This window comes from Streptomyces sp. NBC_00019 (assembly GCF_045041015.1).
Classification (GTDB): Bacteria; Actinomycetota; Actinomycetes; order Streptomycetales; family Streptomycetaceae; genus Streptomyces.
The window spans coordinates 4431482-4456897 of sequence record NZ_CP108302.1; the positions used below are offsets into that span (position 1 = coordinate 4431482).

General features: G+C 70.9%; 20 protein-coding genes. 7 read left to right on the forward strand and 13 right to left on the reverse strand.

All coding sequences use genetic code 11. The features are described from left to right. Positions 1-369: 369 nt before the first annotated feature. Complete coding sequence (locus tag OHU89_RS20775) at positions 370-1377, reverse strand: stage II sporulation protein M (protein ID WP_405644877.1); 1008 nt, start codon at positions 1375-1377, stop codon at positions 370-372. Between the two features lie 130 nt (positions 1378-1507). Here OHU89_RS20775 and OHU89_RS20780 point away from each other — a divergent pair, with 130 nt between their 5' ends. Beyond that, the gene (locus OHU89_RS20780) at positions 1508-2443 is read left to right on the forward strand and encodes an RDD family protein (RefSeq protein ID WP_405644879.1); all 936 of its coding nucleotides are present in this window, start codon (positions 1508-1510) and stop codon (positions 2441-2443) included. A gap of 17 nt (positions 2444-2460) precedes the next feature. Here OHU89_RS20780 and OHU89_RS20785 read toward each other — a convergent pair whose 3' ends face one another. Then, positions 2461-3075 carry a hypothetical protein gene (locus OHU89_RS20785; protein WP_405644881.1) on the reverse strand — a complete coding sequence of 205 codons (615 nt, stop codon included), beginning with the start codon at positions 3073-3075 and terminating at the stop codon, positions 2461-2463. 134 nt (positions 3076-3209) lie between these two features. Next, positions 3210-4667 (reverse strand): adenosylhomocysteinase, encoded by a 1458-nt coding sequence (ahcY, locus tag OHU89_RS20790; protein WP_405644882.1) that lies wholly within the window; start codon positions 4665-4667, stop codon positions 3210-3212. 469 nt (positions 4668-5136) lie between these two features. Here ahcY and OHU89_RS20795 point away from each other — a divergent pair, with 469 nt between their 5' ends. Next, a complete protein-coding gene (locus OHU89_RS20795; protein WP_405644884.1) occupies positions 5137-7191 on the forward strand; it encodes a fructose-specific PTS transporter subunit EIIC in 2055 nt (684 codons plus the stop codon). 113 nt (positions 7192-7304) lie between these two features. Continuing rightward, positions 7305-7985: a signal peptidase I gene (lepB, locus tag OHU89_RS20800; RefSeq protein ID WP_405644886.1), complete on the forward strand. Its 681-nt coding sequence runs from the start codon at positions 7305-7307 to the stop codon at positions 7983-7985. 46 nt (positions 7986-8031) lie between these two features. On the opposite strand, the gene OHU89_RS20805 is transcribed toward lepB, so the two are convergent. The 7 genes from OHU89_RS20805 to OHU89_RS20835 all read right to left on the reverse strand — a co-directional run bounded on the left by OHU89_RS20805 (position 8032) and on the right by OHU89_RS20835 (position 15652). Then, positions 8032-9012, reverse strand: coding sequence for a cation diffusion facilitator family transporter (locus OHU89_RS20805; RefSeq protein ID WP_405644888.1), 981 nt, complete (start codon positions 9010-9012; stop codon positions 8032-8034). A 116-nt stretch (positions 9013-9128) separates the two neighbouring features. Further along, positions 9129-10280 carry a mannose-6-phosphate isomerase, class I gene (manA, locus tag OHU89_RS20810; RefSeq protein WP_405644890.1) on the reverse strand — a complete coding sequence of 384 codons (1152 nt, stop codon included), beginning with the start codon at positions 10278-10280 and terminating at the stop codon, positions 9129-9131. Positions 10281-10321: 41 nt separating this feature from the next. After that, positions 10322-11449: an SIS domain-containing protein gene (locus OHU89_RS20815; protein WP_405644892.1), complete on the reverse strand. Its 1128-nt coding sequence runs from the start codon at positions 11447-11449 to the stop codon at positions 10322-10324. Positions 11450-11536: 87 nt separating this feature from the next. Then, a complete protein-coding gene (locus tag OHU89_RS20820; RefSeq protein ID WP_078936097.1) occupies positions 11537-11707 on the reverse strand; it encodes a Trm112 family protein in 171 nt (56 codons plus the stop codon). A 272-nt stretch (positions 11708-11979) separates the two neighbouring features. Beyond that, entirely contained in the window at positions 11980-13344 is a 1365-nt protein-coding gene (locus OHU89_RS20825) for a phosphomannomutase/phosphoglucomutase (protein ID WP_405644895.1), read from the reverse strand. A 102-nt stretch (positions 13345-13446) separates the two neighbouring features. Next, positions 13447-15063, reverse strand: a complete 1617-nt coding sequence (locus OHU89_RS20830; protein ID WP_405644897.1) for an L-lactate permease — start codon at positions 15061-15063, stop codon at positions 13447-13449. Positions 15064-15232: 169 nt separating this feature from the next. Beyond that, entirely contained in the window at positions 15233-15652 is a 420-nt protein-coding gene (locus OHU89_RS20835) for a DUF3499 domain-containing protein (protein ID WP_266891553.1), read from the reverse strand. Positions 15653-15946: 294 nt separating this feature from the next. Between OHU89_RS20835 and OHU89_RS20840 the strand changes: the two genes are divergently transcribed. Continuing rightward, positions 15947-16390 (forward strand): metallopeptidase family protein, encoded by a 444-nt coding sequence (locus OHU89_RS20840; RefSeq protein WP_266830004.1) that lies wholly within the window; start codon positions 15947-15949, stop codon positions 16388-16390. A gap of 6 nt (positions 16391-16396) precedes the next feature. On the opposite strand, the gene OHU89_RS20845 is transcribed toward OHU89_RS20840, so the two are convergent. The 3 genes from OHU89_RS20845 to OHU89_RS20855 all read right to left on the reverse strand — a co-directional run bounded on the left by OHU89_RS20845 (position 16397) and on the right by OHU89_RS20855 (position 21960). After that, positions 16397-17887: a DUF5719 family protein gene (locus tag OHU89_RS20845; RefSeq protein ID WP_405644899.1), complete on the reverse strand. Its 1491-nt coding sequence runs from the start codon at positions 17885-17887 to the stop codon at positions 16397-16399. Beyond that, positions 17884-21516: a glycosyltransferase gene (locus tag OHU89_RS20850; protein WP_405644901.1), complete on the reverse strand. Its 3633-nt coding sequence runs from the start codon at positions 21514-21516 to the stop codon at positions 17884-17886. Before OHU89_RS20850 ends, OHU89_RS20845 begins: the two co-directional genes overlap by 4 nt. Positions 21517-21696: 180 nt before the next feature. Next, positions 21697-21960 carry a WhiB family transcriptional regulator gene (locus OHU89_RS20855; RefSeq protein ID WP_003990679.1) on the reverse strand — a complete coding sequence of 88 codons (264 nt, stop codon included), beginning with the start codon at positions 21958-21960 and terminating at the stop codon, positions 21697-21699. 594 nt (positions 21961-22554) lie between these two features. On the opposite strand from OHU89_RS20855, the gene OHU89_RS20860 reads away from it, so the two are divergent. From OHU89_RS20860 to OHU89_RS20870, 3 genes are read left to right on the forward strand one after another with little or no spacing between them, the layout of a single operon-like run. Then, complete coding sequence (locus OHU89_RS20860; protein WP_405644903.1) at positions 22555-23103, forward strand: cysteine dioxygenase; 549 nt, start codon at positions 22555-22557, stop codon at positions 23101-23103. A gap of 34 nt (positions 23104-23137) precedes the next feature. Further along, a complete protein-coding gene (gene cofD / locus OHU89_RS20865; protein WP_405644905.1) occupies positions 23138-24097 on the forward strand; it encodes a 2-phospho-L-lactate transferase in 960 nt (319 codons plus the stop codon). Continuing rightward, positions 24094-25395, forward strand: a complete 1302-nt coding sequence (locus OHU89_RS20870) for a coenzyme F420-0:L-glutamate ligase (RefSeq protein ID WP_405644907.1) — start codon at positions 24094-24096, stop codon at positions 25393-25395. Before cofD ends, OHU89_RS20870 begins: the two co-directional genes overlap by 4 nt. The last annotated feature ends 21 nt before the right edge of the window (positions 25396-25416 follow it).

Genomic DNA, 25416 nt, shown 5'->3' on the forward strand with positions numbered 1-25416 from the left:
TCCTTTGTACTCACCCTCTCGGGCTTTCCTCCGGGCTTTTCCCTTCGGTCTTGCGTTTCCGACTCTATCAGACCGTTTCCGGTTCCGATTTCCTCGGTGCTTTCCAGGTTTCCGCTTCCGCGTTTCCCTTTCCGGCGGTTCCGACTTTATCAGAAGTTCCGGGCCGGACTGACCGGCCACTCATTTCCGAATCATCGGGAGGGGCTTCTTCGAAAACGAAGTTTCAAGAAGCAGACAAACACTCACTGTTGCCGACCGGACGAGATCCAGTTCTAGGCAACTGTTCGAATCTACCTCCCCACGCTCTCCGTGTCAACGGTTCCTGCGGGGCGAAGAGGACACTAGCAGCTCAGCAGCCCCGTACGCACATCAGGCCGCCATGGGGACCGTGGCGCTGCGTTCGGCCTCCGCGACGTCGCCCGATTCTCCGGCCCGGGCAGCGCGCCCGCCGAGGATGTAGACGTACGCAAGGAAGACCAGTTCGGCGACGACCCCGATGCTGATGCGCGCCCAGGTGGGCAGGCCGGACGGGGTGACGAAGCCTTCGATGGCTCCGGAGACGAAGAGGATGAGGGCGAGGCCTATGGCCATGCCGATCGCCGCACGGCCTTCCTCTGCGAGGGCGGCTCGACGCGTGCGTGGGCCCGGGTCGATGACGGTCCAGCCGAGGCGCATGCCTGTTCCCGCGGCGACGAACACCGCGGTCAGCTCCAGCAGTCCGTGGGGCAGGACCAGGCCGAGGAAGGTGTCGAGACGGCCTGCCGAGGACATCAGGCCGAAGCCGACGCCGAGGTTGAGCATGTTCTGGAAGAGGATCCAGAGGACTGGGAGGCCGAGGAAGACGCCGAGGATCAGGCACTGCGCGGCGGCCCACGCGTTGTTCGTCCAGACCTGGGCGGCGAAGGAGGCCGCGGGGTGGCTCGAGTAGTACGACTCGTACTGCCCGCCCGGGCGGGTGAGCTCGCGGAGCTCGCTGGGGGCCGCGATGGTGGCCTGTACTTCAGGGTGGGTGCCGATCCACCAGCCCAGGAGGGCTGCCAGGGCTGTGGAGAGAAGCGCAGTGGGGACCCACCAATGACGTGCTCTGTAGACCGCCGCGGGGAAACCGTGCGTCAGGAAGCGCGTGACGTCGCGCCAGGAGGCGCGGCGGGTGCCTGTCACGGCACTACGCGCGCGTGCCACGAGTTGGCTGAGCCTGCCTGTCAGCTGTGGGTCGGGGGCACTGGACTGGATCAGGGAGAGGTGGGTGGCCGTGCGTTGATAGAGAGTGACGAGTTCGTCGGCCTCGGTGCCGGTCAGCCTTCGCTGGCGTCGGAGCAGGGCGTCGAGGCGATCCCACTCCGCTCGGTGAGCGGAGACGAAGACGTCGAGGTCCATCGGTTCGGCTGCTCCTCGGCTGCTCGTCGGCGACTCGTCGTGGGTGTCAGCTTGTCGTACTGCGGTGCGATGCGCCCTCAGCTTGGCAGACTGGCCGTTCTCGGGGCGGGCCAGGGGAAGGACGGCGGACGTGAGTGAGCTGGTGACGGGCGAGGCGGTGGCGCTGGAGCTGCGTCCTGCGCGGCTGCCGAGCAGGGCCTTGGCCGTACTGCTCGATCTGCTGGTGGGTGTGATCGTCTATGTGGTCGTGACCATCGCGCTGGTGGCTTCCACGGCTTCCCTGGACGAGGTGGCCCAGTTCGCGGTGTCTCTCGCGGCGTTCGTGCTGGTCATGGTGGGCGGTCCCATCGCGGTCGAGACGCTGAGCCACGGCCGCTCGCTCGGGAAGATGGCGTTCGGGCTGCGTGTGGTGCGGGACGACGGCGGGCCGATCCGATTCCGGCATGCGCTGGTGCGCGGCGGGATCGGCGTCATCGAGATCCTGCTGACGTTCGGGGTCGTCGCCTGTGTCGCGTCGCTCGTTTCGGCGCGGGGGCGACGGCTCGGGGACGTGTTCGCGGGGACTCTGGTCGTACGGGAGCGAGTTCCGGTCGCACATGCGGGGTTCCTGCCTCCGCCGCCGCCCTGGCTGGCCGGGCGTTTCTCCGGGCTGGACCTGTCGGCCGTTCCTGACGGGTTGTGGCTCGCCATCCGGCAGTACCTGGGGCGGATGCAGCAGTTGGACCCGCAGGTCGGCTGGGCGATGGCCGAGCGGCTCGCCGCGGACGTCGCGGCGCGTACGGGGACCCCGGCGCCACAGGGTGTTCCGCCGGCGGCGTATCTCGCGGCGGTGGTGCAGGAGCGGCAAGCCCGGGAGGCTCGGCGCGCTTTCGGGAACGGATCGGCGGGGGTGCACGGAACGCAGCCTGCTCAGCCGCCTTCGCTCTCACCGGCTACCGCGGCTCCGCCTCCCTTCTACGGCTCCGCTGCAGCGCCTCAGCCTCCGGCACCCGGTGCCGGTCCCGCGGAGACGCGGGAGACGCCGTCGCCTGAGCGTCCTGGTAGCGGATTCGCGCCTCCTGCGTAAGCCCTACCGCCCCCAGCTCACACGAAGACGGACGGCGGCGATTCGAGGTCCTCCAACTCGATGCCGGGAGCCGAGAGGACCACGTCCCCGGCGATGTGCACGCTGTGCTGCTCGCCCGTGTCCAGGGCTGTGACCTGGTATTCGTCCACGGTCAGGGGGCCGTTGTCAGTGGCGTGTGCTTCGCTTTTCATCAGCGCCCAGGACTGGTCCACGGTGCGCGGGGCGAGGACGGGATCCGTGAAGGCGACGAGTCGTACGCGGGTGGCTGATGTGGAAGGGGTGAGGCGTAGGAGCCGGGTGGTGGCGATGAGGAATGCGGGGGAAGTGCCGGTGAAGGCGTGGGCGGGGACATTGCCTTCCGTGGCGTGGGCCCCGGTGGGGTCCGTACGGACCCAGGTGACGCCGTCGAGTGCGGCGCCGCGTACCTGCCAGCCCGCGGCCTGGAGTTCCAGACGGATGGGGCGGCCGAGCTCGTCGAGAGTTAGGTCGACGGAGCCGGAGTGGTCGCCCGCGGGGTTTGTCAGCTGGGCGACGTAGCGCCAGCCGGAGGGGCCGGGGGCGCAGTGGAAGTGCTCTTCTGCGAGGGGGGTGTGATCGTGCGGATCATGGAGCGAATAGCGGCCGCGGGGCATGGGGGTCCTGGGTCTTGACGGGCTGGTCCGGGCATAGCGGCACGGGCTGGTCGGGCCGGAGCGGCCAAAGGGGCAGGCCCCCGGCACGGGGGTGCGGGGGCCTGCCTCGAAGGTCCTGTTGCTGAGGAGAGTGCTCAGTAGCGGTAGTGGTCCGACTTGTACGGCCCCTCGACCTCGACACCGATGTAGGAGGCCTGCTCCGGGCGCAGCGTCGTCAGCTTCACGCCGAGCGCGTCCAGGTGGAGGCGGGCGACCTTCTCGTCCAGGTGCTTGGGCAGCGTGTACACGCCGATCGGGTACTCCGACTCCTTGGTGAACAGCTCGATCTGGGCCAGGGTCTGGTCCGCGAACGAGTTGGACATCACGAACGACGGGTGGCCGGTCGCGTTGCCCAGGTTCAGCAGGCGCCCCTCGGACAGGACGATCAGCACCTTGCCGTCGGGGAACTTCCAGGTGTGGACCTGCGGCTTGACCTCGTCCTTGACGATGCCGGGGATCTTGGCGAGACCGGCCATGTCGATCTCGTTGTCGAAGTGACCGATGTTCCCGACGATGGCCTGGTGCTTCATCTTGGCCATGTCGCTGGCCATGATGATGTCCTTGTTGCCGGTCGTGGTGATGAAGATGTCGGCCTTGTCGATGACCTCGTCGAGGGTCGTGACCTGGTAGCCGTCCATCGCCGCCTGGAGGGCGCAGATCGGGTCGATCTCGGTGACGATGACACGGGCGCCCTGACCGCGCAGCGACTCCGCACAGCCCTTGCCGACGTCGCCGTAGCCGAACACGACTGCGGTCTTGCCGCCGATGAGGACGTCAGTGGCGCGGTTGATGCCGTCGATGAGGGAGTGGCGGCAGCCGTACTTGTTGTCGAACTTCGACTTGGTGACGGCGTCGTTCACGTTGATCGCCGGGAAGAGGAGGACGCCGTCGCGCTGCATCTCGTACAGACGGTGGACGCCGGTCGTGGTCTCCTCGGTCACGCCGCGGATCTCCGAGGCGAGCTGGGTCCACTTCTGGGAGCCGTCGGTGATGGTGCGGTTCAGGAGTTCGAGGACGACGCGGTGCTCGTCGTTCTCGGCGGTGTCGACCGAGGGGACCTTGCCGGCCTTCTCGTACTCGACGCCCTTGTGGACGAGGAGGGTGGCGTCACCGCCGTCGTCGAGGATCATGTTCGGGCCGCCGGTGGGGGTGTTCGGCCAGGTCAGCGCCTGCTCCGTGCACCACCAGTACTCCTCCAGGGTCTCGCCCTTCCAGGCGAAGACGGGAATGCCCTGCGGGTTCTCGGGCGTGCCGTTCGGGCCTACCGCGACGGCGGCGGCCGCGTGGTCCTGGGTGGAGAAGATGTTGCAGGACACCCAACGGACCTGGGCGCCCAGGGCGACCAGCGTCTCGATCAGGACGGCGGTCTGCACGGTCATGTGCAGCGAGCCCATGATGCGGGCGCCGGCCAGCGGCTGGGTGGCGGCGAACTCATTGCGGATCGCCATCAGACCGGGCATCTCGTGCTCGGCGAGGGTGATCTCCTTGCGGCCGAACTCGGCCAGGGAGAGATCGGCGACCTTGAAGTCCTGTCGGCTGTCGACAGTCGTCATTACGGGCTGCTCCTCAAGATTGGGGCGAGGTGGACACGGCTGGTCTGCGCGGCGGCGGACACAGGGGTGCCCGAAAGAGGACACAGGCATGCCCGGTGCGCGCAGCGCAGTCCGTCGGAGGCCCTCTCTCCCTCGGTCGATCCGCATCGGGATCGCCCGACCGCCATCAGCAGCGACGTCTGGCTCCGTCCCAAGCTACACCGGTACGCCCGGGCGCCCCCAGTCCACCTCCGAACACATCGAGCCGTTCACGAGGCAGCTGCGAGATGGGGTCGGGGTGGCCACGCCATCGATAACAGGACACCCACGATCGCCGGACCAGGAACCAACAGGCCGTGACAATCCGGGACTTTTGAACCTTTGAGCGGGGCGGCACGTGCTGCAGGATGCAAGGGATCGGGAACAGCTGATCGATCTTGCGGGCGTCCGGGACGGCGTTCCGTGCGAACAATGGCGTTAGGAGATCGACGTGACCAGTCCGGCCGGCCCTCCCCCCACGGGCGGCGGCAGTGGCGAGCAGAAGCGGTTGAAGCTGCTCGCGGTGACCGCCTGCCCGACCGGCATCGCGCACACGTACATGGCAGCCGAAAAACTCGCGCAGGCTGCCGAGAGCCGCGGCATCGACATGAAGGTGGAGACGCAAGGGTCCATCGGGGCCGAAAACGTACTTGATGACAACGATGTCAGCACCGCGGACGGCATCATCGTCGCCGCGGACAAGGATGTGGACCTGAGCCGTTTCGTGGGCAAGCGGGTCCTGACCGTCGGGGTGGCGGAGGGGATCCACCATCCCGAGCAGTTGATCGAGCAGGTGCGGTCGGCGCCCGTGCACCAGCCGGACGGGGCGAGCGCGCCCGCGGCCGGTGCGGGTGGCGGCAAGGAGCGCAGCGTCGGGTACAAGGCGCTGATGAACGGGGTCAGTTACATGATCCCGTTCGTGGTGGTCGGCGGGTTGCTGATCGCGATCTCGCTCTCGCTCGGCGGACACACGGACCCGTCGGGTGGTCTGGTCATCCCGAAGGACTCCTTCTGGATGGATGTGAACAACATCGGGGTCATCGGCTTCACGCTGATGGTGCCGATCCTGTCGGGATACATCGCGTACGCCATCGGCGACCGCCCCGCCCTAGTACCCGGCATGATCGGCGGCTGGATCGCCAACACCGGTTCGCTGTACGACTCCAAGGCGGGCGCCGGGTTCATCGGGGCGATCGTGACCGGGTTCCTCGCCGGGTATCTGGTGTTGTGGATCAAGAAGGTCAAGGTCCCCAGGTTCGTGCAGCCGATCATGCCGATCATCGTGATCCCGATCGTGGCGACCACGGCGCTGGGGCTGTTCTTCATCTACGTCATCGGGAAGCCGATCTCCTGGGTGTTCGAGCACCTGACCAGCTGGCTGAGCGGGATGACGGGCACGAGCGCGATCCTGCTCGGCGCGATTCTCGGGCTGATGATCGCGTTCGACATGGGTGGGCCGGTCAACAAGACAGCGTTCCTGTTCGGCGCGGGGCTCATCGCGACCGGCAATCAGACGGTCATGGGCATGTGCGCGGCCGCGATCCCGGTCATGCCCTTGGGTCAGGGCCTGGCCACGCTGATACGCAAGCGGCTCTACACCGAGCAGGAGAGGGAGACCGGGCTCGCCGCCCTCTTCATGGGCTGCTTCGGCATCTCCGAGGGTGCGATCCCGTTCGCGGCGGCGCGGCCCGCGCAGGTCATCCCGGCGAACATGCTGGGCGGCGCGGTGGCCGGTGCGATCGCCGGGGTCGCCGGGGTCGAGGACGCGGTGCCGCACGGCGGGCCGATCGTGGCGGTGCTGGGTGCGGTGAGCGGTGTGCCGATGTTCTTCGTGGCCGTGGTGATCGGAACGGTCGTCACCGCGCTCACGACGGTCGCCCTTGTCGACATCAGCGAGCGGAAGCGGCGCGGCGAGGCGGTCGTCGGGGTGCCGGCGGTCGGGCCCGAGCCGGTGCTGGTCGGAGCCGGTGCGGGCAGGGCGCCGGGTGCCGGGACCCTCGTAGCGCAGAAGGTCGTACGTGAGTCCGTGGCGGCGCCCGTCGCGACCGCCGAGGTCCTCTCCGGGTATCTCACCGAGCAGACCGTGAAGACCGAGCTCGATGCGGTCGACAAGGAGGCCGCCGTCCGGGAGATGGCCGGGCTGCTGGCGCGGACCGGCAAGGTCGCGGACGTGGACGAGCTGGTGGCGACCGCGCTGCGGCGTGAGGAGCAGGGCACAACCGGGCTCGGTGAGGAGATCGCGATTCCGCACGCCAAGACGGATGCGGTGAGCGCGCCGGTCGTCGGGTTCGCGCGGTCCGCCGAGGGCATCGAGTGGGGGTCGCTGGACGGTACGCGGGCCAGGTTGGTGTTCATGATCGCCGTACCGGAGGCAGCGGCGGGTGACGAGCATCTGCGGATTCTGGCGCTGCTGTCGCGGAAGTTGATGGACGCCGGGTTCCGGGAGCGGCTCACTGCGGCGCCGGACGAGCGGGCGGTGCTCGAGGTGCTGGGCGAGATCCGGTAGGGCGGGGTCGGGTGAGTGCGGGCCGTGGCCAACGGGTGCGGCCCGCACAACCCGTTCACAGCGGGGCGCTACTCTCTGCCGCCGCGGATGTTCCGCGTGGGGAGGAAGTGGCGATGGGCAGGGCTCGGGGGCTGGGGATCGCGGCCGTCGTGGTGGGGCTGGTGGGGTTGCTGGCGGGGCTGGGCGGCGTCGCCTACGGACGGTATGCCTTCGGGGGTTCCGTCGTGTCGGGCGAGAGCATGGCGCCGACGTTCGGGCTGGGCGACCGGGTCGTCTTCGAGCGGATCGACGGGAGCGAGGTGCGGCGCGGGGACGTCGTGGTGTTCTCGGCGCCGGACCGGTACGGCGCCGACGCGCTGGTGATCGAGCGGGTCGTCGGGGTGGGCGGGGACCGGGTGGCGTGCTGCACCGGGGAGGCGCAGGACGCGCGGGTCACCTTGAACGGGGAGTCGCTGCAGGAGCCGTATCTGAAGGGCGGGGACGTCGGTGTGCTCCCCATGCCCGCCTACGACGTGCGGGTCCCTGAGGGACGGCTGTTCCTGCTGGGCGATCACCGTGCGAACGCCCGTGACTCGCGGGCCTTCCTCGACGATCACGGCGGGACGCTGCCGACGTCGGCGATCCGGGGGCGGGTGATCGACGACTACACCGTGCCTGCGGTCCTCGGGGTGGCGATGATGGCCGGCGTCGTGCTCGTGCTGGTCGCTGCCGGGCTGGGGATCGCCGCGATGGTCGTACGGCGGAAGGCGCGGGCGGCGGTGCCGCCACCGCCGCCCTGGGCGGTGCAGGTCTGAGAGCCGAGGGGCCCACCGGAATCCCGGTGGGCCCTTTCAGCGGGTCTCAGTGGCCGGCGTCGTGCTGCGCCGGTCCCCCGGGCGTCGCCTCGGGGTCGGGGCCCTTGGCCGCGTCGGACTCGCTGAAGATGTCCGGCTCGAGGTAGATGACGCGGGCGATCGGGACGGCCTCGCGGATACGGGCCTCGGCGGCGTTGATGGCGTTCGCGACCTCGGTGGCCGAGTCGTCGTGCTGGACGGCGATCTTGGCGGCGACCAGGAGCTCCTCCGGGCCGAGGTGGAGCGTACGCATGTGAATGACGCGGGTGACGACGTCGCCGTCGACGATCGCGGCCTCGATCTTCTGGACCGCTTCGATGCCCGCGGACTCACCGAGGAGCAGCGACTTGGTCTCCACGGCCAGGACGAGCGCGATGGCGATGAGCAGGATGCCGATGCAGAGGGTGCCGATGCCGTCCCAGACGCCGTCGCCGGTGCCGAGGGCCAGGCCGACGCCCCCGAGGGCGAGGACCAGACCGATCAGTGCGCCCAGGTCCTCCAGAAGGACGACCGGCAGCTCGGGCGCCTTGGCGTGGCGGACGAACTCCTTCCAGGACTGCCTGCCGCGCAGGACGTTGGACTCCTTGATGGCCGTCCGGAAGGAGAAGGTCTCGGCGATGATCGCGAAGACGAGGACGCCCACCGGCCAGTACCAGTGCTCGATCTCGTGCGGGTGCTTGATCTTCTCGTAGCCCTCGTAGATCGCGAACATGCCGCCGACCGAGAAGAGCACGATGGAGACGAGGAAGGCGTAGATGTAGCGCTCGCGGCCGTAGCCGAACGGGTGTTGCGGGGTGGCCACGCGCTGGGCCTTCTTGCCGCCGAGCAGCAGCAGGCCCTGGTTGCCGGAGTCGGCTAGGGAGTGGACGGACTCGGCGAGCATCGACGACGAGCCGCTGAAGAGGAACGCCACGAACTTCGATGCCGCGATCGCGAGATTGGCGGCAAGTGCCGCCACGATCGCCTTGGTTCCGCCTGACGCGCTCATGTGTTCGCGTTGTCCCTTCGTACGTCCACGCAGTCCAGGCCTTTGCCCGTCCTTTGCCAGTGGGCCATTGTTGCAGCCCTTCCCGGGAGCGGTGTGTCAGGTGTCCACAGCCCCGGTCATACGATCACAGTGGCTCGGAAGACGGTGCCCGCCCCGGTCACTTCGGCCTTCTCACCTGCGGGAACGAAGACGGACTGACCAGGGTTCAACTCGTGCTCCCCCGCCCGGACGGAACCCGCCGTGCACAGCAGGATCTGTGGGGTAGCGCGGGTGAGGTCGTGGGCGGCGCCGCCCTCGGGGAGGACGTACCTAGACAGCCGGAACTCGTCGATCGGGGTCTCGTAGACCTCTTCGCCGTCCGGGGACGCCTCGGGGCGCAGCACACCCGCGTCGGCGGCCTCGAAGCGGACGATGCGCAGGAGTTCGGGGACGTCGACGTGCTTGGGGGTCAGGCCGCAGCGCAGGACGTTGTCGGAGTTGGCCATGATCTCGACGCCGAGGCCGTTCAGGTAGGCGTGCGGGATGCCGGCGCCGAGGAACAGGGCCTCGCCGGGCTGGAGTCGGACGTGGTTGAGGAGCATCGCGGCGATGACACCCGGGTCGCCCGGGTAGTGGTGGGCGATGTCCGCGTACGGGGCGTACGCGCCGCCGAGGCGGGCGCAGGCGGCCGCGGCCTCCGTCACCGTACGGGCCATCTCCTCACGGTCCGCGCCGAGTACGGCCGTCAGGACCTCGCGCAGCGCCGCTTCCTCGGGGTGGGCGTGCAGCAGGTCGACGTACGGCTTGAGGGAGTCGACGCCGAGGCCGGCGAGCAGGTCTGCGGCCTCGAGAGGGGCGCGGAAGCCGCACAGGCCGTCGAACTCGGTGAGCGCGCAGATGAGTTCGGGTTTGTGGTTGGCGTCCTTGTAGTTGCGGTGACCGGCGTCCACGGGGATCCCGCGGCGCTCCTCGTCCTCGTAACCCTCCTTGGCCTGCGCCAGATCGGGGTGCACCTGGAGGGAGAGCGGGGCTCCGGCAGCGAGGATCTTGAGGAGGAAGGGCAGGCGGGGACCGAACTTGGTGACGGCGTCCGCGCCCAGCTCGCGCTCCGGGTCGGCCTCGATGACCTCGACGAGCGTGCCGCGTCCGGTGCGCGAGGGTGCGCCCGGGTGGGCGCCCATCCACATCTCCGCCTGCGGCTCGCCGCTCGGGGCGACGCCGAGCAGGGCGGGGATGTCGGTGGTGGAACCCCAGGCGTAGGGGCGGATCGTGTTGTCGAGGCGGTCCATGGGGTTCTTTCTGTACGACGGTCAGAACGGCCTGAGCATGATCAGGCGCCGGAAGCGAGCGCCAGGTAAACCGCGGCGAAATCCGTGATGGCGATCAGTTCCGCGAGGGTCTCCAGTTCGCCGCCCTCCTCCGGTTCCAGCTCGCTGATGGGGGTGTCGTGGCTCAGGGCCAGCTCACGGGCGGCGGGAGCGGCGGAGAAACCGCCGAGGGGACGGTCGCGCAGCAGCACCGCGCGCGCGTGCATCACCGGTGCTTCCTCCACGCGGTCGCGGAAGAAGTCGTCCGGGTCGGCGCTGGCGGCGAGCGGACCGGCGAGCAGGGCGTTGTGCGCGGCGAGCGCCTCGGGCAGTTCGGCGACGACTGCGGGGCGGCCGGCGAGTTCGGCGAGGGCGGCGGCGAACCGGCGGCCCGCCGGACCGGCCGAGACGCCCTCCGTCCAGATCACCGGGAGCGCGTCGGCGAGCTCTGCGGCCAGGGTTTTGGCGGGATTGCTGTACGTCGCGATGGCCGGGCCGCAGCGTTCGGCGATGTGGTCCAGGCGGTCGGCGACCTTCTCCACGACGTCCGGCGGGGCGGTGACCAGACCGGTGCGGTCGAGGATCGCGAGCAGCGGGGTGAGCAGTGCCCACAGGATGCCGGGGGCGGACGCGGCGAGGGCTTCGCCCTCCTCGTAGGGGGCCGTCGCCAGGGGTACGAAGAGGCCGTGGGCGCCTTGTACCGCCTCGGTGAGCGGGGTGCTCGCGGGGGCCACTGCGACGACCGTGCAGCCGCGGCGGTAGGCCTGGTCGGCGAGGAGGGACAGGCCTGGTTCGGTGCCGTCGGAGGTGGCGATGAGGAGCACGTCGACCGAGCCCGTCCAGCCCGGGAGTTCCCAGCGCAGGGCGCCGGCCGCGGGGGCTACGCCGGTGGGGGCCAGACGGATGACGGGGCTGCCGGCGCCGGCGAGGGTGCCGAGGAGGTCGGCGACGCAGATGGCGGCGGCGCCGGGGCCCGCGATCAGGACCGCGCGGGGGCGGCCGTCGGGCTTCAGTTCGTTGACGCCGGCCTCGGCGGCGTGCCTCGCCGCGGTGCGGACTCGGGCGCCTGCCTCGGCGGCGCCGCGGAGCAGGCCGCGGCGGTCGGCCGCCGAGAGGGCCTCGGGGGTGTCGAGCAGCGATTCGTCGAGCATGGGCGGCAGCCTCCTGCGATCGCCGGGTTCGTCGGTCACGCGGGTCGCCGTTGTCGGCGGTCCTTGCGGCTCGGGTCGCCGGGGGGCTTACGCGGGGCGGCGGGCCTCGTCGACGAGGAGGACGGGGATGCCGTCGCGGACGGGGTATGCCAGGCCGCAGTCCTGGCCGGTGCAGATCAGCTCGGTGTCCTGCTCCTCGAGGGGGGCGTGACAGGCCGGGCAGGCGAGGATCTCCAGGAGGCCGGCTTCGAGCGGCATGGGGTGTCCCTTCGGGGGCTGTGCGGATGCCTGTGCGTGCGTGTGCGGATGTGCCTGGTCAGGGTACCGCCGGTGGGAGGCGGGTGTGGGCGTTGGGGACAGGGTGGGTGGGTGTGGCCGTCGGAGGGTTTTCGCCCCCGCTGCCCTTACCCGTTCCCGTCCCCAGGGGCGCTGCCCCTTCGACCCCGTACCCAGGGGGCTCCGCCCCCTGGACCCCCATCGGCCCGAAGGGCCTCGTCCTCAAGCGCCGGACGGGCTGAAAGACGCGTCCGTCAGGCTCGGATGATCGCCAGTACCTCGTCCCGGATCTTCGCCATCGTCGTCGCGTCCCGAGCCTCCGCATTGAGGCGCAGCAGGGGCTCCGTGTTGGACGGGCGGACGTTGAACCACCAGTCGGCGGCGCTGATCGTGAGACCGTCGAGCTCGTCCAGGGAGATGCCTTCCTGGGGCTCGTACGCGGCGCGGATCGCGGCAAGGCGGCCGGTCTGGTCGGCGACCGTGGAGTTGATCTCGCCGGAGCCGGTGTAGCGGTCGTACTCGGCCACGAGGGCGGACAAGGGGCCCTCCTGGCCGCCGAGGGCGGCGAGGACGTGGAGGGCGGCGAGCATGCCGGTGTCGGCGTTCCAGAAGTCCTTGAAGTAGTAGTGGGCGGAGTGCTCGCCGCCGAAGATCGCGCCGGACTTCGCCATCTCGGCCTTGATGAAGGAGTGGCCCACGCGCGTGCGTACCGGCGTGCCGCCGTGCTCCTCGACGACCTCGGGCACCGACCAGGAGGTGATCAGGTTGTGGATGATCACGCCGCTGCCACCGTTCCTGGCGAGCTCGCGCGCGGCGACCAGGGCGGTGATCGCGGACGGGGAGACCGGGTCGCCGTTCTCGTCGACGACGAAGCAGCGGTCGGCGTCGCCGTCGAAGGCGATGCCCAGGTCTGCGGACTCTTCGCGCACCCGCTTCTGCAGGTCCACGATGTTCGCCGGGTCGAGGGGGTTGGCCTCGTGGTTGGGGAACGTGCCGTCCAGTTCGAAGTACATCGGGACGAGCGTCAGGGGCAGGCCCGCGAAGACCGTGGGGACCGTGTGACCGCCCATGCCGTTGCCCGCGTCCACGACGACCTTCAGGGGGCGGATGGAGGTCAGGTCGACCAGGCCCCGCAGGTGGGCCGCGTAGTCCTCCAGCGTGTCGCGCTGGTCGATCGTGCCCTGCGTCGCCGCCGGGACCGGGGCGCCCGAGTCGATCCAGCCCTCGGTCAGTTCGCGGATCTCGGCGAGACCCGTGTCCTGGCCGACCGGGGCGGCGCCGGCGCGGCACATCTTGATGCCGTTGTACTGGGCCGGATTGTGCGAGGCCGTGAACATCGCGCCCGGCAGGTTCAGCGCGCCCGAGGCGTAGTACAGCTGGTCGGTGGAGCACAGGCCGATCTCGGTGACGTCGACGCCCTGCGCGGCCGCCCCGCGCGCGAAGGCACGCGACAGACCGGGGGACGAGGGCCGCATGTCGTGCCCGACCACGATCGCGCTCGCTGCGGTCACCCGGAGGAAGGCGACCCCGAAGAGCTCGGCCAGCGTCTCGTCCCACTGGTCGGGAACGACACCGCGCACGTCGTACGCCTTCACGAGCTGTGACAGATCAGCAGCCACGGCCTAACCCTTCTCAAAGTCCTGTCGGTCGCCCCAAACTACCCGCCCCCACCGACAGCGGTGCTGTGCGTCCCCAGAGTGGAACCTGGACGTAACCTCAGGTCAGGGCAGCATCCACCCCAGGACCGGCGAGCTCTGTCCGACGACGATGAGGCACATCACCAGCAGCAGCCCCAGGCTCCAGGGCAGCACCTTGCGCAGCAGGTCCCCCTCGCGGCCGGCGAGACCGACGGCGGCGCAGGCGATGGTGAGGTTCTGCGGGGAGATCATCTTGCCGAGGACGCCGCCCGAGCTGTTCGCGGCGGCCAGGAGCTCCGGCGACAGCCCCGACTCGCGGGCCGCGGTCACCTGGAGCGCTCCGAACAGTGCGTTGGCGGAGGTGTCGGAGCCGGAGACGGCCACGCCGAACCAGCCCAACACCGGGGAGAGGAAGGCGAGTCCGGCGCCCGCCGCCGCCACGAAGTGGCCGATGGTGGCCGCCTGTCCGGAGAGGTTCATGACGTACGCCAGTGCCAGCACCGAGGTGACGGTCAGGATCGCGAACCTCAACTCGTGGACGGTGGCGAGCCATTCCTTGACCGCCACGCGCGCGTGCACGCCGAGGACGACCGCCGTGCACAGCCCGGCGAGCAGCACGAGCGTGCCGCCGGTGGCCACGATCGGCCAGGTGAACACGTTGCCGCCGACCGGGTCGCCGTCGGGGCTCACGACGTTCAGGAAGGGCCAGTCGTAGGTCTGGGTCGCCTTCGCCAGCCAGTCCTTGACGACGGGGATCTGCGCGATGGAGAAGATCACGACGATCAGGCCGTACGGGGCGTAGGCGCGCGCGACTTCACCGCGCGGGTCGGCCTCGTCGAGTTCCTCGCTGCGGGTTCCGGTCAGCACGGACGCGCGTACGGACTCGGTGGCGGGCACGCGTGCGCGCGGTACGGCGACGAGGGCGGCCGCGCCCAGCAAGGCGGCGCCGATGTCGGCGAGTTGGGCGGAGACGTAGTTGGAGGCGACGAACTGGCCGACGGCGAAGGCGGTGCCGCAGACCAGGGCGGGCACCCAGGTCTCCCTGAGGCCACGCCGTCCGTCGACGAGGTAGACCAGCACGAGCGGCACCACGAGGGCCAGCAGCGGGGTTTGGCGCCCCACCACGGACGCGACGGTGTCCAGGGGCAGTTCCGTCACCTGGGCGAGCGTCACGACCGGTGTGCCCATCGCGCCGAAGGCGACCGGCGCGGTGTTGGCGACCAGCGCGACGACCGCCGCGCGCACCGGGTCGAAGCCGAGCGCGACGAGCATGACCGAGCAGATCGCGACAGGCGCCCCGAAGCCCGCGAGTGCTTCCAGGAGGGCGCCGAAGCAGAAGGCGACGACGAGGGCCTGGATGCGCGGGTCGTCGGAGAGCCGCCCGAAGGAGCGGCGCAGGATGTCGAAGTGCCGGGTGCGGACCGTCATCCGGTACACCCACAGGGCGTTGACGACGATCCACAGGATGGGGAAGAGGCCGAAGACGACTCCCTGGGCGCCGCTGGAGAGCGTCTGCCCCAGTGGCATGCCGTACGCGAGCGAGGCGACCAGAACGGCCGCCAGAAGACCGGTGAGGCCCGCGAGATGGGCTTTGAGGCGGACGCCGCCGAGCAGGACGAGGACGATCACCAGTGGCAGCGTGGCGACGAGGGCGGACAGGCCCAGTGAGTCGGCGACGGGTTCAAGTTCCTGGACGTACACGGGCGCCTCCCGAATCCGATTCCGTCATGCGGAAAGCGATTTCTCGTTTCGGCTTCCGGAATGGTCGTGTCCGCGCCAAGCGGTCGTCAATGGTCGTGCGTCACTGAGTGGAACGTGCACCGAACGCACACAAGAACGGGGGCAGTTGGGTGAGCCCGGCTGAACCGGCTCAGTTGTCGGGCGAGCGCAGCACCCGCAGATGGCCGCGGCGGGCGACCTCCATCGGGTCCGCCGCACGTCCTCCGCCGGCCCGGGCGGCGCGCTCCTGCGGACGGGCCGCCTCGCGGACCGCGTTGGCAAGCGCTTCCAGGTCGTCGCCGCTGGGACGGGCGGGGGTCGAACTGTCGAGGAGCCGGACGACCTCCCAGCCGCGCGGGGCGGTGAGGCGCTCGGAGTGCTCGGCGCACAGGTCGTAGCAGTGGGGTTCCGCGTAGGTGGCGAGCGGGCCGAGGACCGCGGTCGAGTCGGCGTAGACGTACGTCAGCGTCGCGACGGCGGGGCGGCCGCAAGCGGTGCGCGAACAGCGACGTACAGGGCTCACGACGTTGGACGGTACCGCACTCCTGAGCGGGCCGCGACGACTCTCCACCAGGTCACTCCACCGTGTCGTGGCGTGAAACGCCCCACAGGCCTCTCCGGTCACACCTCACTGACCTGCATAGACACCGCTTTCCAAGATCTCGACCGGTGGGCGGTCCGATCACCAGTCGGTACAAACAAGGTCAATTGCCTCGAGATCACCGGTCTCGGAGAGATACGGAATCGAGCCCAACCTTGGCCGGAATGGTCATCCTGCGACATGCCGTACGAGGCGGCCGAAGACCGCACGGGCACCGCGTGGGCCCGGGCACCCGGTCCCGCCGGGGACTACGCTTCACCAGTGATGGACAACCCCGTACCGCCCCGTGCCGCCGCCCCCGGGCCCCGCCGACGTGATCGCCACGGCAGGGGCATGCGCGGCCCGATCGCGCCGCCCCAGGTCCCGCTCGCGGCAAGCCGTGCCGAGGCGTTCGCGGATCTGGTGCAGGACTCCGTGGAGCGCCTGGAACGACGGTGGCCGCAGCTCGCCGACATCGATTTCCTCGTGCTGGAAGTGCCCCGGCTGGAGGGCGAGACCTGGAACGACGAGGCGGTCCCCCTCGGCGGCACGATTCCCGCGCGCGAGGGACGCCCCGGGCGCGTGGTGGTGTACCGGCGCCCCGTGGAGATCCGCACCAAGGGCCGCGACGAACGCGCGGCCCTGGTGCACGAGGTCGTCGTCGAGCAGGTCGCCGAGCTGCTGGGGCTCACGCCCGAGACCGTCGACCCGCGCTACGGCGAGGACTGACCGGCTCTACTTCTGCAGCACCGACAGGTCCTGATCGGCCTGCGGCACCTCGACCATGCCCCGGTCGTCCGGCAGCGTCTGCACCGTGAAGCCCGGGACGCCGTCCTGCGTGGCCGTCAGGGTTCGGGCCGCGTAGACCGGGCCGCCCGACACCGGCTCGACCGTCAGCGCGTACGTGCCCTTCAGACCGCTCGGGACCGGCAGTTCGATGTCCTGGGTGGTGCCGCCCTTGATCGTGTACGTCTTCGAGGCCGCCTTGCCACCGCCGCTGCCCGCCGACGCCGTCACCTGGACCTGCGCGCCACGGCCGGGGGCCACGAGGGACAGCGTGGTGCCCTTGGCGCTGTTGTCGACGACCGTCGCGCGCGTGCCCACCGCGCGCGTGGCGGGGATGAAAGCGGTCTCCTTCTCGTCGCCCTTGCCGCGGGTGACCCGGACCGCCGCGACGACCGGCACGGACTGGTCGGTCGGCGTCAGCACCAGCGAACCGGCCTCCCCGCGCATGACGTCGCCCAGGTCGACCGCGGTCGTCATGCCCGCCTTGACGTGCAGCGTCTCGCTCCCGGCCGGCGTGATCAGCCCGGACGGCGAGGCGAGCTTCACCTTCAGGTCGGCGTCGGCGTCATCCGGCGTGAAGACGACCAGGCGTACGTCGGTGGCGTCCTTGGGGATGCCCGGCAGCACGAGGCTGCCCGCAGGGTCCGTGGACGCCGCCAGCCAGTCGCCGCCGATCTTGTCGTCGAGGGCCTGTACGGCGGCCCCGACCCGCCCGCTGCGGACGTTGACGTGCACGGTCAGGTTGGTCTGCTTGTCGCTGACGAGCGTGGACAGCAGGATCGGCTCGCTGGAGTGCGGCGGGACGGTGATGTCCTCACCGGCCGGAGCCTCCAGCGGACCGTCCTTGCCGTACAGCTCGACGTCGACGACGGCCGCCGAGTCGTCGGGGTTGGTCAGATGGACGTAGTCGGTGCGGTCCGCGTCGGTGCTGGCGCCGGGGAACCAGAACTCCGTGTCGGCCGCGGTGCAGTTGACGCCCTGCAGGCCGCGTCCGGTGCCGGCGGCGACCTCGGTGGTCTCCTGCACGGTCCAACCGGGCGCGAACTGCCCCTCGGCGGTACCGATGAGCGCCGGGGAGTCACCGCCGGAGGTGTCGCCCGTGACCGGGGTGCCGGGCTCCTTCGGGGTGAGGACCGGCTTGTCGGCCTTCTTCTCGCCGGACTTCTTCCCGTCCTTCGACTCCTGCGCGGCGGAGACGAGGTCGGCCTTGCCGTCGCTCCCGGCGCCCTTGGTGACGGGCGTGAAGGACGTGTACGACGTCTCGGCGAGGTCGGAGGTGCTCGGGCTCGGGCAGAGCAGGCTCGTGCGCTCCACGGGCAGCTCGGTGGCGGTCGTGGCGGTGTCCGAGCCGGACGCGTCGGGCGTGGTGAGCGTGGCGAACCCGGTGACGGCGGCGAGAGCGGTCGCGCAGGCGATCAGGGACACGGTGGTGCGGTTCACTGCTGGCTCCCGTCGGGCTGCTCGCCGCCGTGCTGCTGCGGCTGCGCCGGGTCGTACGTCGCGTCGTAACCCTGGTCGTACGGCTGCCCGTACTGGTCGTACGACGGCTGCTGCGCCTGTCCGCCGTACGCGTACGGGTCGTACTGGCCGCCCTGGTAGGGGTCCGCGTAGTTCTGCTGGTCGTAGCCCGCCGGGTACTGCTGGGCGGCCTGGTACTGGTCTCCGCCGTAGGCGTTGTACTCGGCGCCCGCGTAACTCGCCTGGTCCCACTCTCCGTAGGCCTGCTGCTGCGGAACCGGCACCGGGGTCTCCTCCGAAGGAGGAGACACGGACTCGTCGCCCTGGGTGGATTCCTCGGCCTCGGCCTGGGCGCGCAGTCGGCGGGCGCGGCGGCCCTCGCCCTCCGTCGCCTGGGCGGGGATCGCCCGCTCCTCCTCGGGGAGGTCGTCGTCGATGTCGCGGCGTCGGCCCGGCAGGGCGAGCACCACGAGGACGACGGCGAGGGAGCCCTGCGCCCACAGCCAGGCGGTGTGGGTGATCGGGTCGTCGTAGACGACGTCCAGCCTGCCGCCGGAAGCCGGGAGTTCGAAGCCCTGGGCCCAGCCGTCGACCGTCTTGGCGGTCAGCGGCTTGCCGTCCAGGGTGGCGGTCCAGCCCTCGGCGACGGTGTCGGCGAGGCGCAGGGTGCGGCCGTCGTCGCCGGCCGGGATCGTGGTGTGGATCTCGACGGGGCCGGCGGCGACGAGCGTCGGGGCGCCGGAGCCGCTGACGATGGTGGCGCGGGCGACGTCCTGGTCGACGCGCCACAGCGCGCTGCCGTTCTGCTCGCTGAGCCGGGTCAGGCCCGGGGTGGCGTCCAGGACGCGGGCGACCTCGCGCGGGGCGCCCTTGTGGACCAGGACATAGCGCACCGCGAACTTGCCGAGCTGGTCGGACTGGTCGGCGCCGGAGCCGGCGACGAGGTTGGCGACGACCTTGTCGAGGCGGCCGTTCTCGCCGTCGGCGGCGGTGAGCTCGGCGTCGCCGAGGCGGGCGCCGGAACCGCGGACCAGCATGTAGCCGACGTGGGCGGTGGAGTCGCTGTCCAGGACGAGGGTGCGGGCCCGGTCGCGGTTGTTGCTGTCCTCGGCGACGAACGCGGGCACCTGGACCGGGTCGCGTCGCTCCAGGGGGCCGTCGGCGCCGCCGAGCATCCAGCCGGCGGCGACGAGCAGCGGGCCCGCGGCGGCGGCGAAGGCGATCAGCGCGGCGACCGGCTGACGCCAGCCGAAGCTCTGCTCGGCGACACGCGCGCGTGCGCCGTCGGCGCCGAGCACGGCGGCCGCCAGCAGGGCGAGGCCGTAGACGAGGGTGGCCGGGCCCGCCCAGGTCGAGCCGTTGGACAGGACCGCGAAGACGAGGCCCACCAGGGCGACCGCCCAGGCCGTCCAGATTCCGAACTGACGCTCCGAGCGCAGCAGGGCGGCCAGGGCGGCCAGCACGACGCCGATGAGCATCAGCCCGCTGACCGTGCCGGGGCCGCCGGGGCTGGCGCCGAGCAGGTCGAGGGCGGAGGCGGCCGAGGAGCCGTACGCGAGACCGGCCTCGTCGAAGAAGCCGAACGGGAGCAGCGTCAGCGACCAGGGCGCGAGGATCAGCAGGGGCGTGCCGAGCTGGGCCAGGAAGCGCAGGCCGTAGGCGGTGATGTCGGCGCGGCGCACGGCCAGGACGCCGAGGCCGAGGAGCAGCGCGAGGGGCCAGATGATCGGCGTGAACGCGGTGGTGACCGTCAGCAGCAGGGCGTACGCCCAGGTGGCGCGCCAGCTGCCGCGCGCGTCCGAGGTGTTCGCGAGACCGGATGCCGCGATGCCCGCGCGGGCGATGAGCGGCAGGAGGATCGCGAGGACTGCGGTGCCGAGACGGCCGCCGGCCAGCGCGCCGGTGGCGGCGGGCAGGAAGGCGTAGACGACGGCCGCCCACGCACGCAGGAGCCGCGACTCGACGAGCGGGCGGGAGGCGAAGTAGGCGGTGACGCCGGCCAGTGGCACCGAGCAGACGAGGAGGACCGTGATGGCGAGGCCCGTCGACCCGAACAGCAGGGACGCGAGCATCGCGACGAACGCCAGGTACGGCGGCGCCGACGTGGTTCCTCCGGCGCCGACCGCGTGCCAGGAGTCGAGGTAGCGCGACCACAGCTCGCCGGAGTCGGCCGGGGCAGGCAGCAGGGCGCCGCCCGTGAGCGCACCGCCGCCGAGGAGTTCACGGCAGGCGGCCAGCGAGACGAGCAGCAGCACCAGGAAGAGCACCGGTCCCGGCTTGCGGGCGATGCGCTTGACGCGGGCGAACTGCTCGATCTCCAGGAAGTCGGCGTCGTCGCCGCCGGGTCCGGACTCGACCGCGCCGCCGTGCCGTCCCGCGCCCGAGGTGGCTTCGGGGTCGGAGCTGCCGAACAGGTCGCCGGCGACCTGTTCGACGGTGGCCCGCACGGTCGCGCCGGGTGGCGGGAACAGCGGCCGCATCTCACCCTTGTCGACCACCGGCGTACCGCGCCTGCGGCGGCCGGCGATGATCCGCTCGGGCCGCAGCAGTGTGCCGAGCAGACCGCGGATCTCGTCGAGGGCCTGTCCGGGGACCTTGCCGACGAGGTTGGCGACCGTCCGCAGCACCGTGCCGACGACGAGTCGCAGCAGGACCCAGGGCAGCACGGCCGTATGGCTGTTGACGAGCAGGGTGTAGGCGGCGCCCGCCTTGTCGACCTTGTGCGGGGAGGCCGCGGTGCGGCCCACGCAGTCGACGGCGCGGCGCTCGCGGGAGGCCGCCTCCGCGTGGCGTACGACCGCCTCGGGGGCGACGAGGACGCGGTGGCCGGCCGCCGTGGCACGCCAGCACAGGTCGACGTCGTCGCGCATCAGGGGCAGCCGTCGGTCGAAGCCGCCGAGCTGGTCGAAGACGTCGCGGCGCACGAGCATGCCGGCGCTGGAGACGGACAGCACGGGCCGGACGTGGTCGTGCTGGCCCTGGTCCTGTTCGCGGCGGTCCAGGCCGGTCCAGCGGCGCCCGGAGTGGGCGATGGTGACGCCGACCTCGAGCAGCTGCCGCTTGTCGTACCAGCCGCGGAGCTTGGGGCCTACGACGGCGACGTCGTCCCGGCCGAGCTCCAGCTCGTTCTCCACGACCCTCAGCAGCTGGGCCAGGGCGTCGGGTTCGGGGGCGCAGTCGTCGTGCAGCAGCCACAGCCACTGCACCGGCTCTCCGTGCGGGAGCTCGGGCAGGTCGTAGGCGTCGTCGCGCCACGTGCGCGTGACGGGGTCCCAGCCGCTGGGCCGCTTCAGGTACGGCAGCTCCTCGGGGGTGAGGAGGGGCGCGCTGCGGTTGGCCTCCTCGACGGCCTGGCCGAAGCCGGTGCGGCGGGCGAGGTGCAGCACGTGGTCCGGTCCGAGGGCCTCGGTCACCAGCCGCGCGGAGTCGTCCGCGCTGCCGGTGTCGGCGGCCATGGCGAACTGGACAGGGCGCTCCTGGCCGAGCAGCCCGGCGAGCGCGTCGGGCAGCCAGCGGGCGCCGTCGTGGGAGACGAGGACCGCGGTCACCACATGACGCGGAAACTCGGGAGTGGCAGCGTCGTGAGCTGCCGTGTGGCTGTGCACGGACATCGAGGTACGGGCCCCGGTTCGGTGGACTGCGGTGGACGCCTGTGCCCCCAGGGGGCAGCGGGGCGTCTCGGACGAGCGCCCACACTATCGGCTGGGCATGAGGACGGCCCGCCGCCTGTGGACAACCCACCTGCGACGGGCCGTAAGTCCCGTATGTGCGCGCGACGTGGCACCGGTCGGTCAGACCGCCGCCTTCTTCAGGCGGCGACGCTCCCGCTCGGACAGGCCGCCCCAGATGCCGAACCGCTCGTCGTTGGCGAGGGCGTACTCGAGGCACTCGGAGCGGACTTCACAGGACAGGCAGACCTTCTTGGCCTCACGGGTGGAGCCACCCTTCTCGGGGAAGAAGGACTCGGGGTCGGTCTGGGCGCACAGCGCGCGCTCCTGCCAGCCGAGTTCCTCGTCCGCGTCGTCGACCAGCAGTTGCTGCACCAGCTCGGTCATGTGCGCCCCTCGTCTGTCTTTCGCGTCCCCGTGATGTAGCCGTTACCGATGTCGGCTGAACGACACGAGTGAAATTACAAGTGTGCTGCTCCGGGCGAGTCAAGCCGAGATCTGCTATTGGGCCCCTTATTCACTCTGCGGAACCAAGGCCTAGCAGAAAGTGTTCAAATCGCCATAAACCTTGACAAGCAGATAGGGCCCGGGGGAACTTCCGACCCGCGCAGGACCTGTACGGAGAAGGACGCCCAGAACTTCGATCCCGTTCCGTGCGCCCGGTTGTGCGCCATGTGTCCCGGTAGACACGCGAACAAACCTTTCACCTCACAGATGGACCGGATGAGGTGAAACATGTCCCACATGCCGGTGTCGAGTTGACAGTGCCGGGTGTGAGCCGCTGTCCTTGTGGGCATGCTCGCGAACTCGGCACTCACCTCGACCCGCACCGCCGGGTCCCACGGTGCTGCCCGCGCGCGCTGTAGCTGTTGCTGTCCCAGCTGTTGAGCGACACCCGCTCCAGCTGAAGGCCGAGTCGCCCCGCGACTCGGCTCTTCTGTTCCCCTCTGACCTTCTTTCACTGAGGAACCAGCGCATCCCATGAACAGCGACAACGACCTCCAGATCGCCGGCGACATCCTCGAGGTCCCACACCTGCTCCAGGCTCCGCGCGAGCACCCGGCCACCGTCGCCGAGTTCGTCGGCCTGGCCCGCTCCATCGCCGCCGACCGCTCCCAGTGGGAGCACCTCGTGCGCTACGACGCCACGTCGCGCTGGTACCACCGGCTGCGCACCGGCCCGGGCTACGAGGTGTGGCTGCTGTCCTGGGTGCCCGGTCAGGGCAGCGGTCTGCACGACCACGGCCGGTCCTCCGGGGTGCTGACCGTCCTGGACGGCGAGCTGAGCGAGCGGACGGAGCGGGGCACGCGCGCGTTGGGGACGGGCTCGCAGCGGGTGTTCGCACCGGGTTACGTGCACGAGGTCGTCAACGACGCCCTGGAACCGGCGGTCAGCCTGCACGTCTACTACCCGGGGCTGACGGAGATGCCCATGCTCCCCCAGTCTCAACTGCGTTCGACCGGGGGGACCCCCATCGCGTGCGCCGCGGCCCCCGCGGCGTACGACGAGGTGGACGTCGTAACCGCCTGACGCGTTGTCGTACCCGCCTGCAAGACTTGCTCCCATGCGCATTGTGGTTCTGGCAGGCGGCATCGGTGGTGCCCGGTTCCTGCGCGGTCTGAAGCAGGCCGCGCCTGACGCGGACATCACGGTCATCGGTAACACCGGGGACGACATCCACCTCTTCGGGCTGAAGGTCTGCCCGGACCTCGACACGGTGATGTACACGCTCGGCGGCGGCATCAACGAGGAGCAGGGCTGGGGCCGGGCCGACGAGACCTTCCATCTCAAGGAGGAGCTCGCGGCGTACGGCGTGGGGCCGGAGTGGTTCGGACTGGGCGACCGGGACTTCGCCACGCACATCGTGCGGACGCAGATGATCGGCGCCGGGTTTCCGCTCAGCGCGGTCACCGAGGCGCTCTGCGACCGCTGGCAGCCGGGCGTGCGGCTGATCCCGATGTCCGACGACCGTGTGGAGACGCACGTGGCCGTCGAGGTGGACGGCGAGCGCAAGGCGATCCACTTCCAGGAGTACTGGGTGCGGCTGCGGGCCTCGGTCCCGGCGGAGGCGATCGTGCCGGTGGGTGCGGAGCAGGCCAAGCCCGCGCCGGGCGTCCTGGAAGCCATCGCCGAGGCGGACGTCATCGTCTTCCCGCCGTCCAACCCGGTCGTCTCGGTCGGCACGATCCTCGCCGTGCCCGGCATCCGTGAGGCGATCGCCGAGGCCGGGGTGCCGGTGGTCGGTCTCTCCCCCATCGTCGGGGACGCACCCGTGCGCGGGATGGCCGACAAGGTGCTCGCCGCGGTGGGCGTGGAGTCGACGGCCGCGGCGGTGGCCGAGCACTACGGCTCGGGGCTGCTGGACGGCTGGCTCGTCGACACCGTGGACGCGGGCTCCGTGGAGCGGATCGAGACGGCGGGCATCCGCTGCAGGGCCGTACCGCTGATGATGACGGACCTCGACGCGACCGCCGAGATGGCCCGCGAGGCCCTCGCGCTGGCGGAGGAGGTACGCGCGTCGTGACCACGGACGGTTTCCGCGCCTGGGCCGTGCCCGGCCTCCCCGAGATAGCGCCCGGCGACGACCTCGCCAAGCTCATCGCCGCCGCCGAGCCCGGCCTCGCCGACGGTGACGTCCTCCTCGTCACCTCGAAGATCGTCTCCAAGGCGGAGGGCCGGGTCGTCGAGGCGGCCGACCGGGAGGCGGCGATCGACGCCGAGACGGTCCGGGTGGTGGCCCGACGCGGCGCGCTGCGGATCGTCGAGAACCGGCAGGGCCTGATCATGGCGGCGGCCGGGGTCGACGCCTCCAACACCCCGACCGGCACCGTCCTCTTGCTGCCCGAGGACCCCGACGCGTCCGCCCGCGCGATCCGCGAGGGGCTGCGCGACCTGCTCGGCGTCCAGGTCGGGGTCGTCGTCACCGACACCTTCGGGCGGCCATGGCGCGCGGGACTCACGGATGTGGCGATCGGCGCGGCGGGCGTGCAGGTCCTCGACGATCTGCGGGGCGGCACGGACGCGTACGGCAATCCGCTCAGCGCGACCGTCGTCGCCACGGCCGATGAACTCGCCGCGGCCGGCGACCTGGTGAAGGGCAAGGCCGCCGGGCTGCCCGTCGCGGTCGTGCGAGGGCTGGCCCATGTGGTGGCCGAGGAGCACGGAGAGGGGGCGGGTGCCATGGTGCGCGACGCGCGCGACGACATGTTCCGGCTGGGCACCTCCGAGGCGATCCGGCAGGCGGTGACCCAGCGCCGTACGGTGCGGGCCTTCACGGGCGAGCCGGTCGACCCCGGCGCGGTGCGCCGCGCGGTCGCCGCGGCCGTGACGGCTCCGGCGCCGCACCACACGACGCCGTGGCGTTTCGTGCTGCTGGAGTCCGCGGAGTCGCGGACCCGGCTGCTGGACGCGATGCGGGACGCCTGGATCGGGGATCTGCGGCGGGACGGCAAGAGCGAGGAGTCGATCGCCAAGCGGGTGAAGCGCGGGGATGTGCTGCGGAACGCGCCGTACCTGGTGGTGCCGTGTCTCGTGATGGACGGGTCGCACGACTACGGCGATCCGCGGCGGGACGGCGCCGAGCGGGAGATGTTCGTCGTCGCGACCGGGGCCGGGGTGCAGAACTTCCTCGTCGCGCTGGCCGGGGAGCGGCTGGGGTCGGCGTGGGTGTCCTCGACGATGTTCTGCCGGGACGTGGTGCGCGAGGTGCTCGGGCTGCCTCGGGACTGGGATCCGATGGGGGCGGTGGCGGTCGGACATCCGGCGGAGGAACCGAGGCCGCGTCCGGACCGGGATGCGGGGATGTTCATCGAGGTGCGGTGAGGGCGGCACACGTACCTCTAC

Bases quoted from the DNA above. Each gene is read 5' to 3' on its own strand.
- OHU89_RS20855 (WP_003990679.1), bottom strand. From the start codon at position 21,960: ATGACCGAGCTGGTGCAGCAACTGCTGGTCGACGACGCGGACGAGGAA.
- ahcY (WP_405644882.1), bottom strand. From the start codon at position 4,667: ATGACGACTGTCGACAGCCGACAGGACTTCAAGGTCGCCGATCTCTCC.
- OHU89_RS20850 (WP_405644901.1), bottom strand. From the start codon at position 21,516: ATGTCCGTGCACAGCCACACGGCAGCTCACGACGCTGCCACTCCCGAG.
- OHU89_RS20775 (WP_405644877.1), bottom strand. From the start codon at position 1,377: ATGGACCTCGACGTCTTCGTCTCCGCTCACCGAGCGGAGTGGGATCGC.
- OHU89_RS20805 (WP_405644888.1), bottom strand. From the start codon at position 9,012: ATGAGCGCGTCAGGCGGAACCAAGGCGATCGTGGCGGCACTTGCCGCC.
- OHU89_RS20815 (WP_405644892.1), bottom strand. From the start codon at position 11,449: ATGCTCGACGAATCGCTGCTCGACACCCCCGAGGCCCTCTCGGCGGCC.
- lepB (WP_405644886.1), top strand. From the start codon at position 7,305: ATGGGCAGGGCTCGGGGGCTGGGGATCGCGGCCGTCGTGGTGGGGCTG.
- OHU89_RS20840 (WP_266830004.1), top strand. From the start codon at position 15,947: ATGGACAACCCCGTACCGCCCCGTGCCGCCGCCCCCGGGCCCCGCCGA.
- manA (WP_405644890.1), bottom strand. From the start codon at position 10,280: ATGGACCGCCTCGACAACACGATCCGCCCCTACGCCTGGGGTTCCACC.
- cofD (WP_405644905.1), top strand. From the start codon at position 23,138: ATGCGCATTGTGGTTCTGGCAGGCGGCATCGGTGGTGCCCGGTTCCTG.
- OHU89_RS20860 (WP_405644903.1), top strand. From the start codon at position 22,555: ATGAACAGCGACAACGACCTCCAGATCGCCGGCGACATCCTCGAGGTC.
- OHU89_RS20785 (WP_405644881.1), bottom strand. From the start codon at position 3,075: ATGCCCCGCGGCCGCTATTCGCTCCATGATCCGCACGATCACACCCCC.
- OHU89_RS20820 (WP_078936097.1), bottom strand. From the start codon at position 11,707: ATGCCGCTCGAAGCCGGCCTCCTGGAGATCCTCGCCTGCCCGGCCTGT.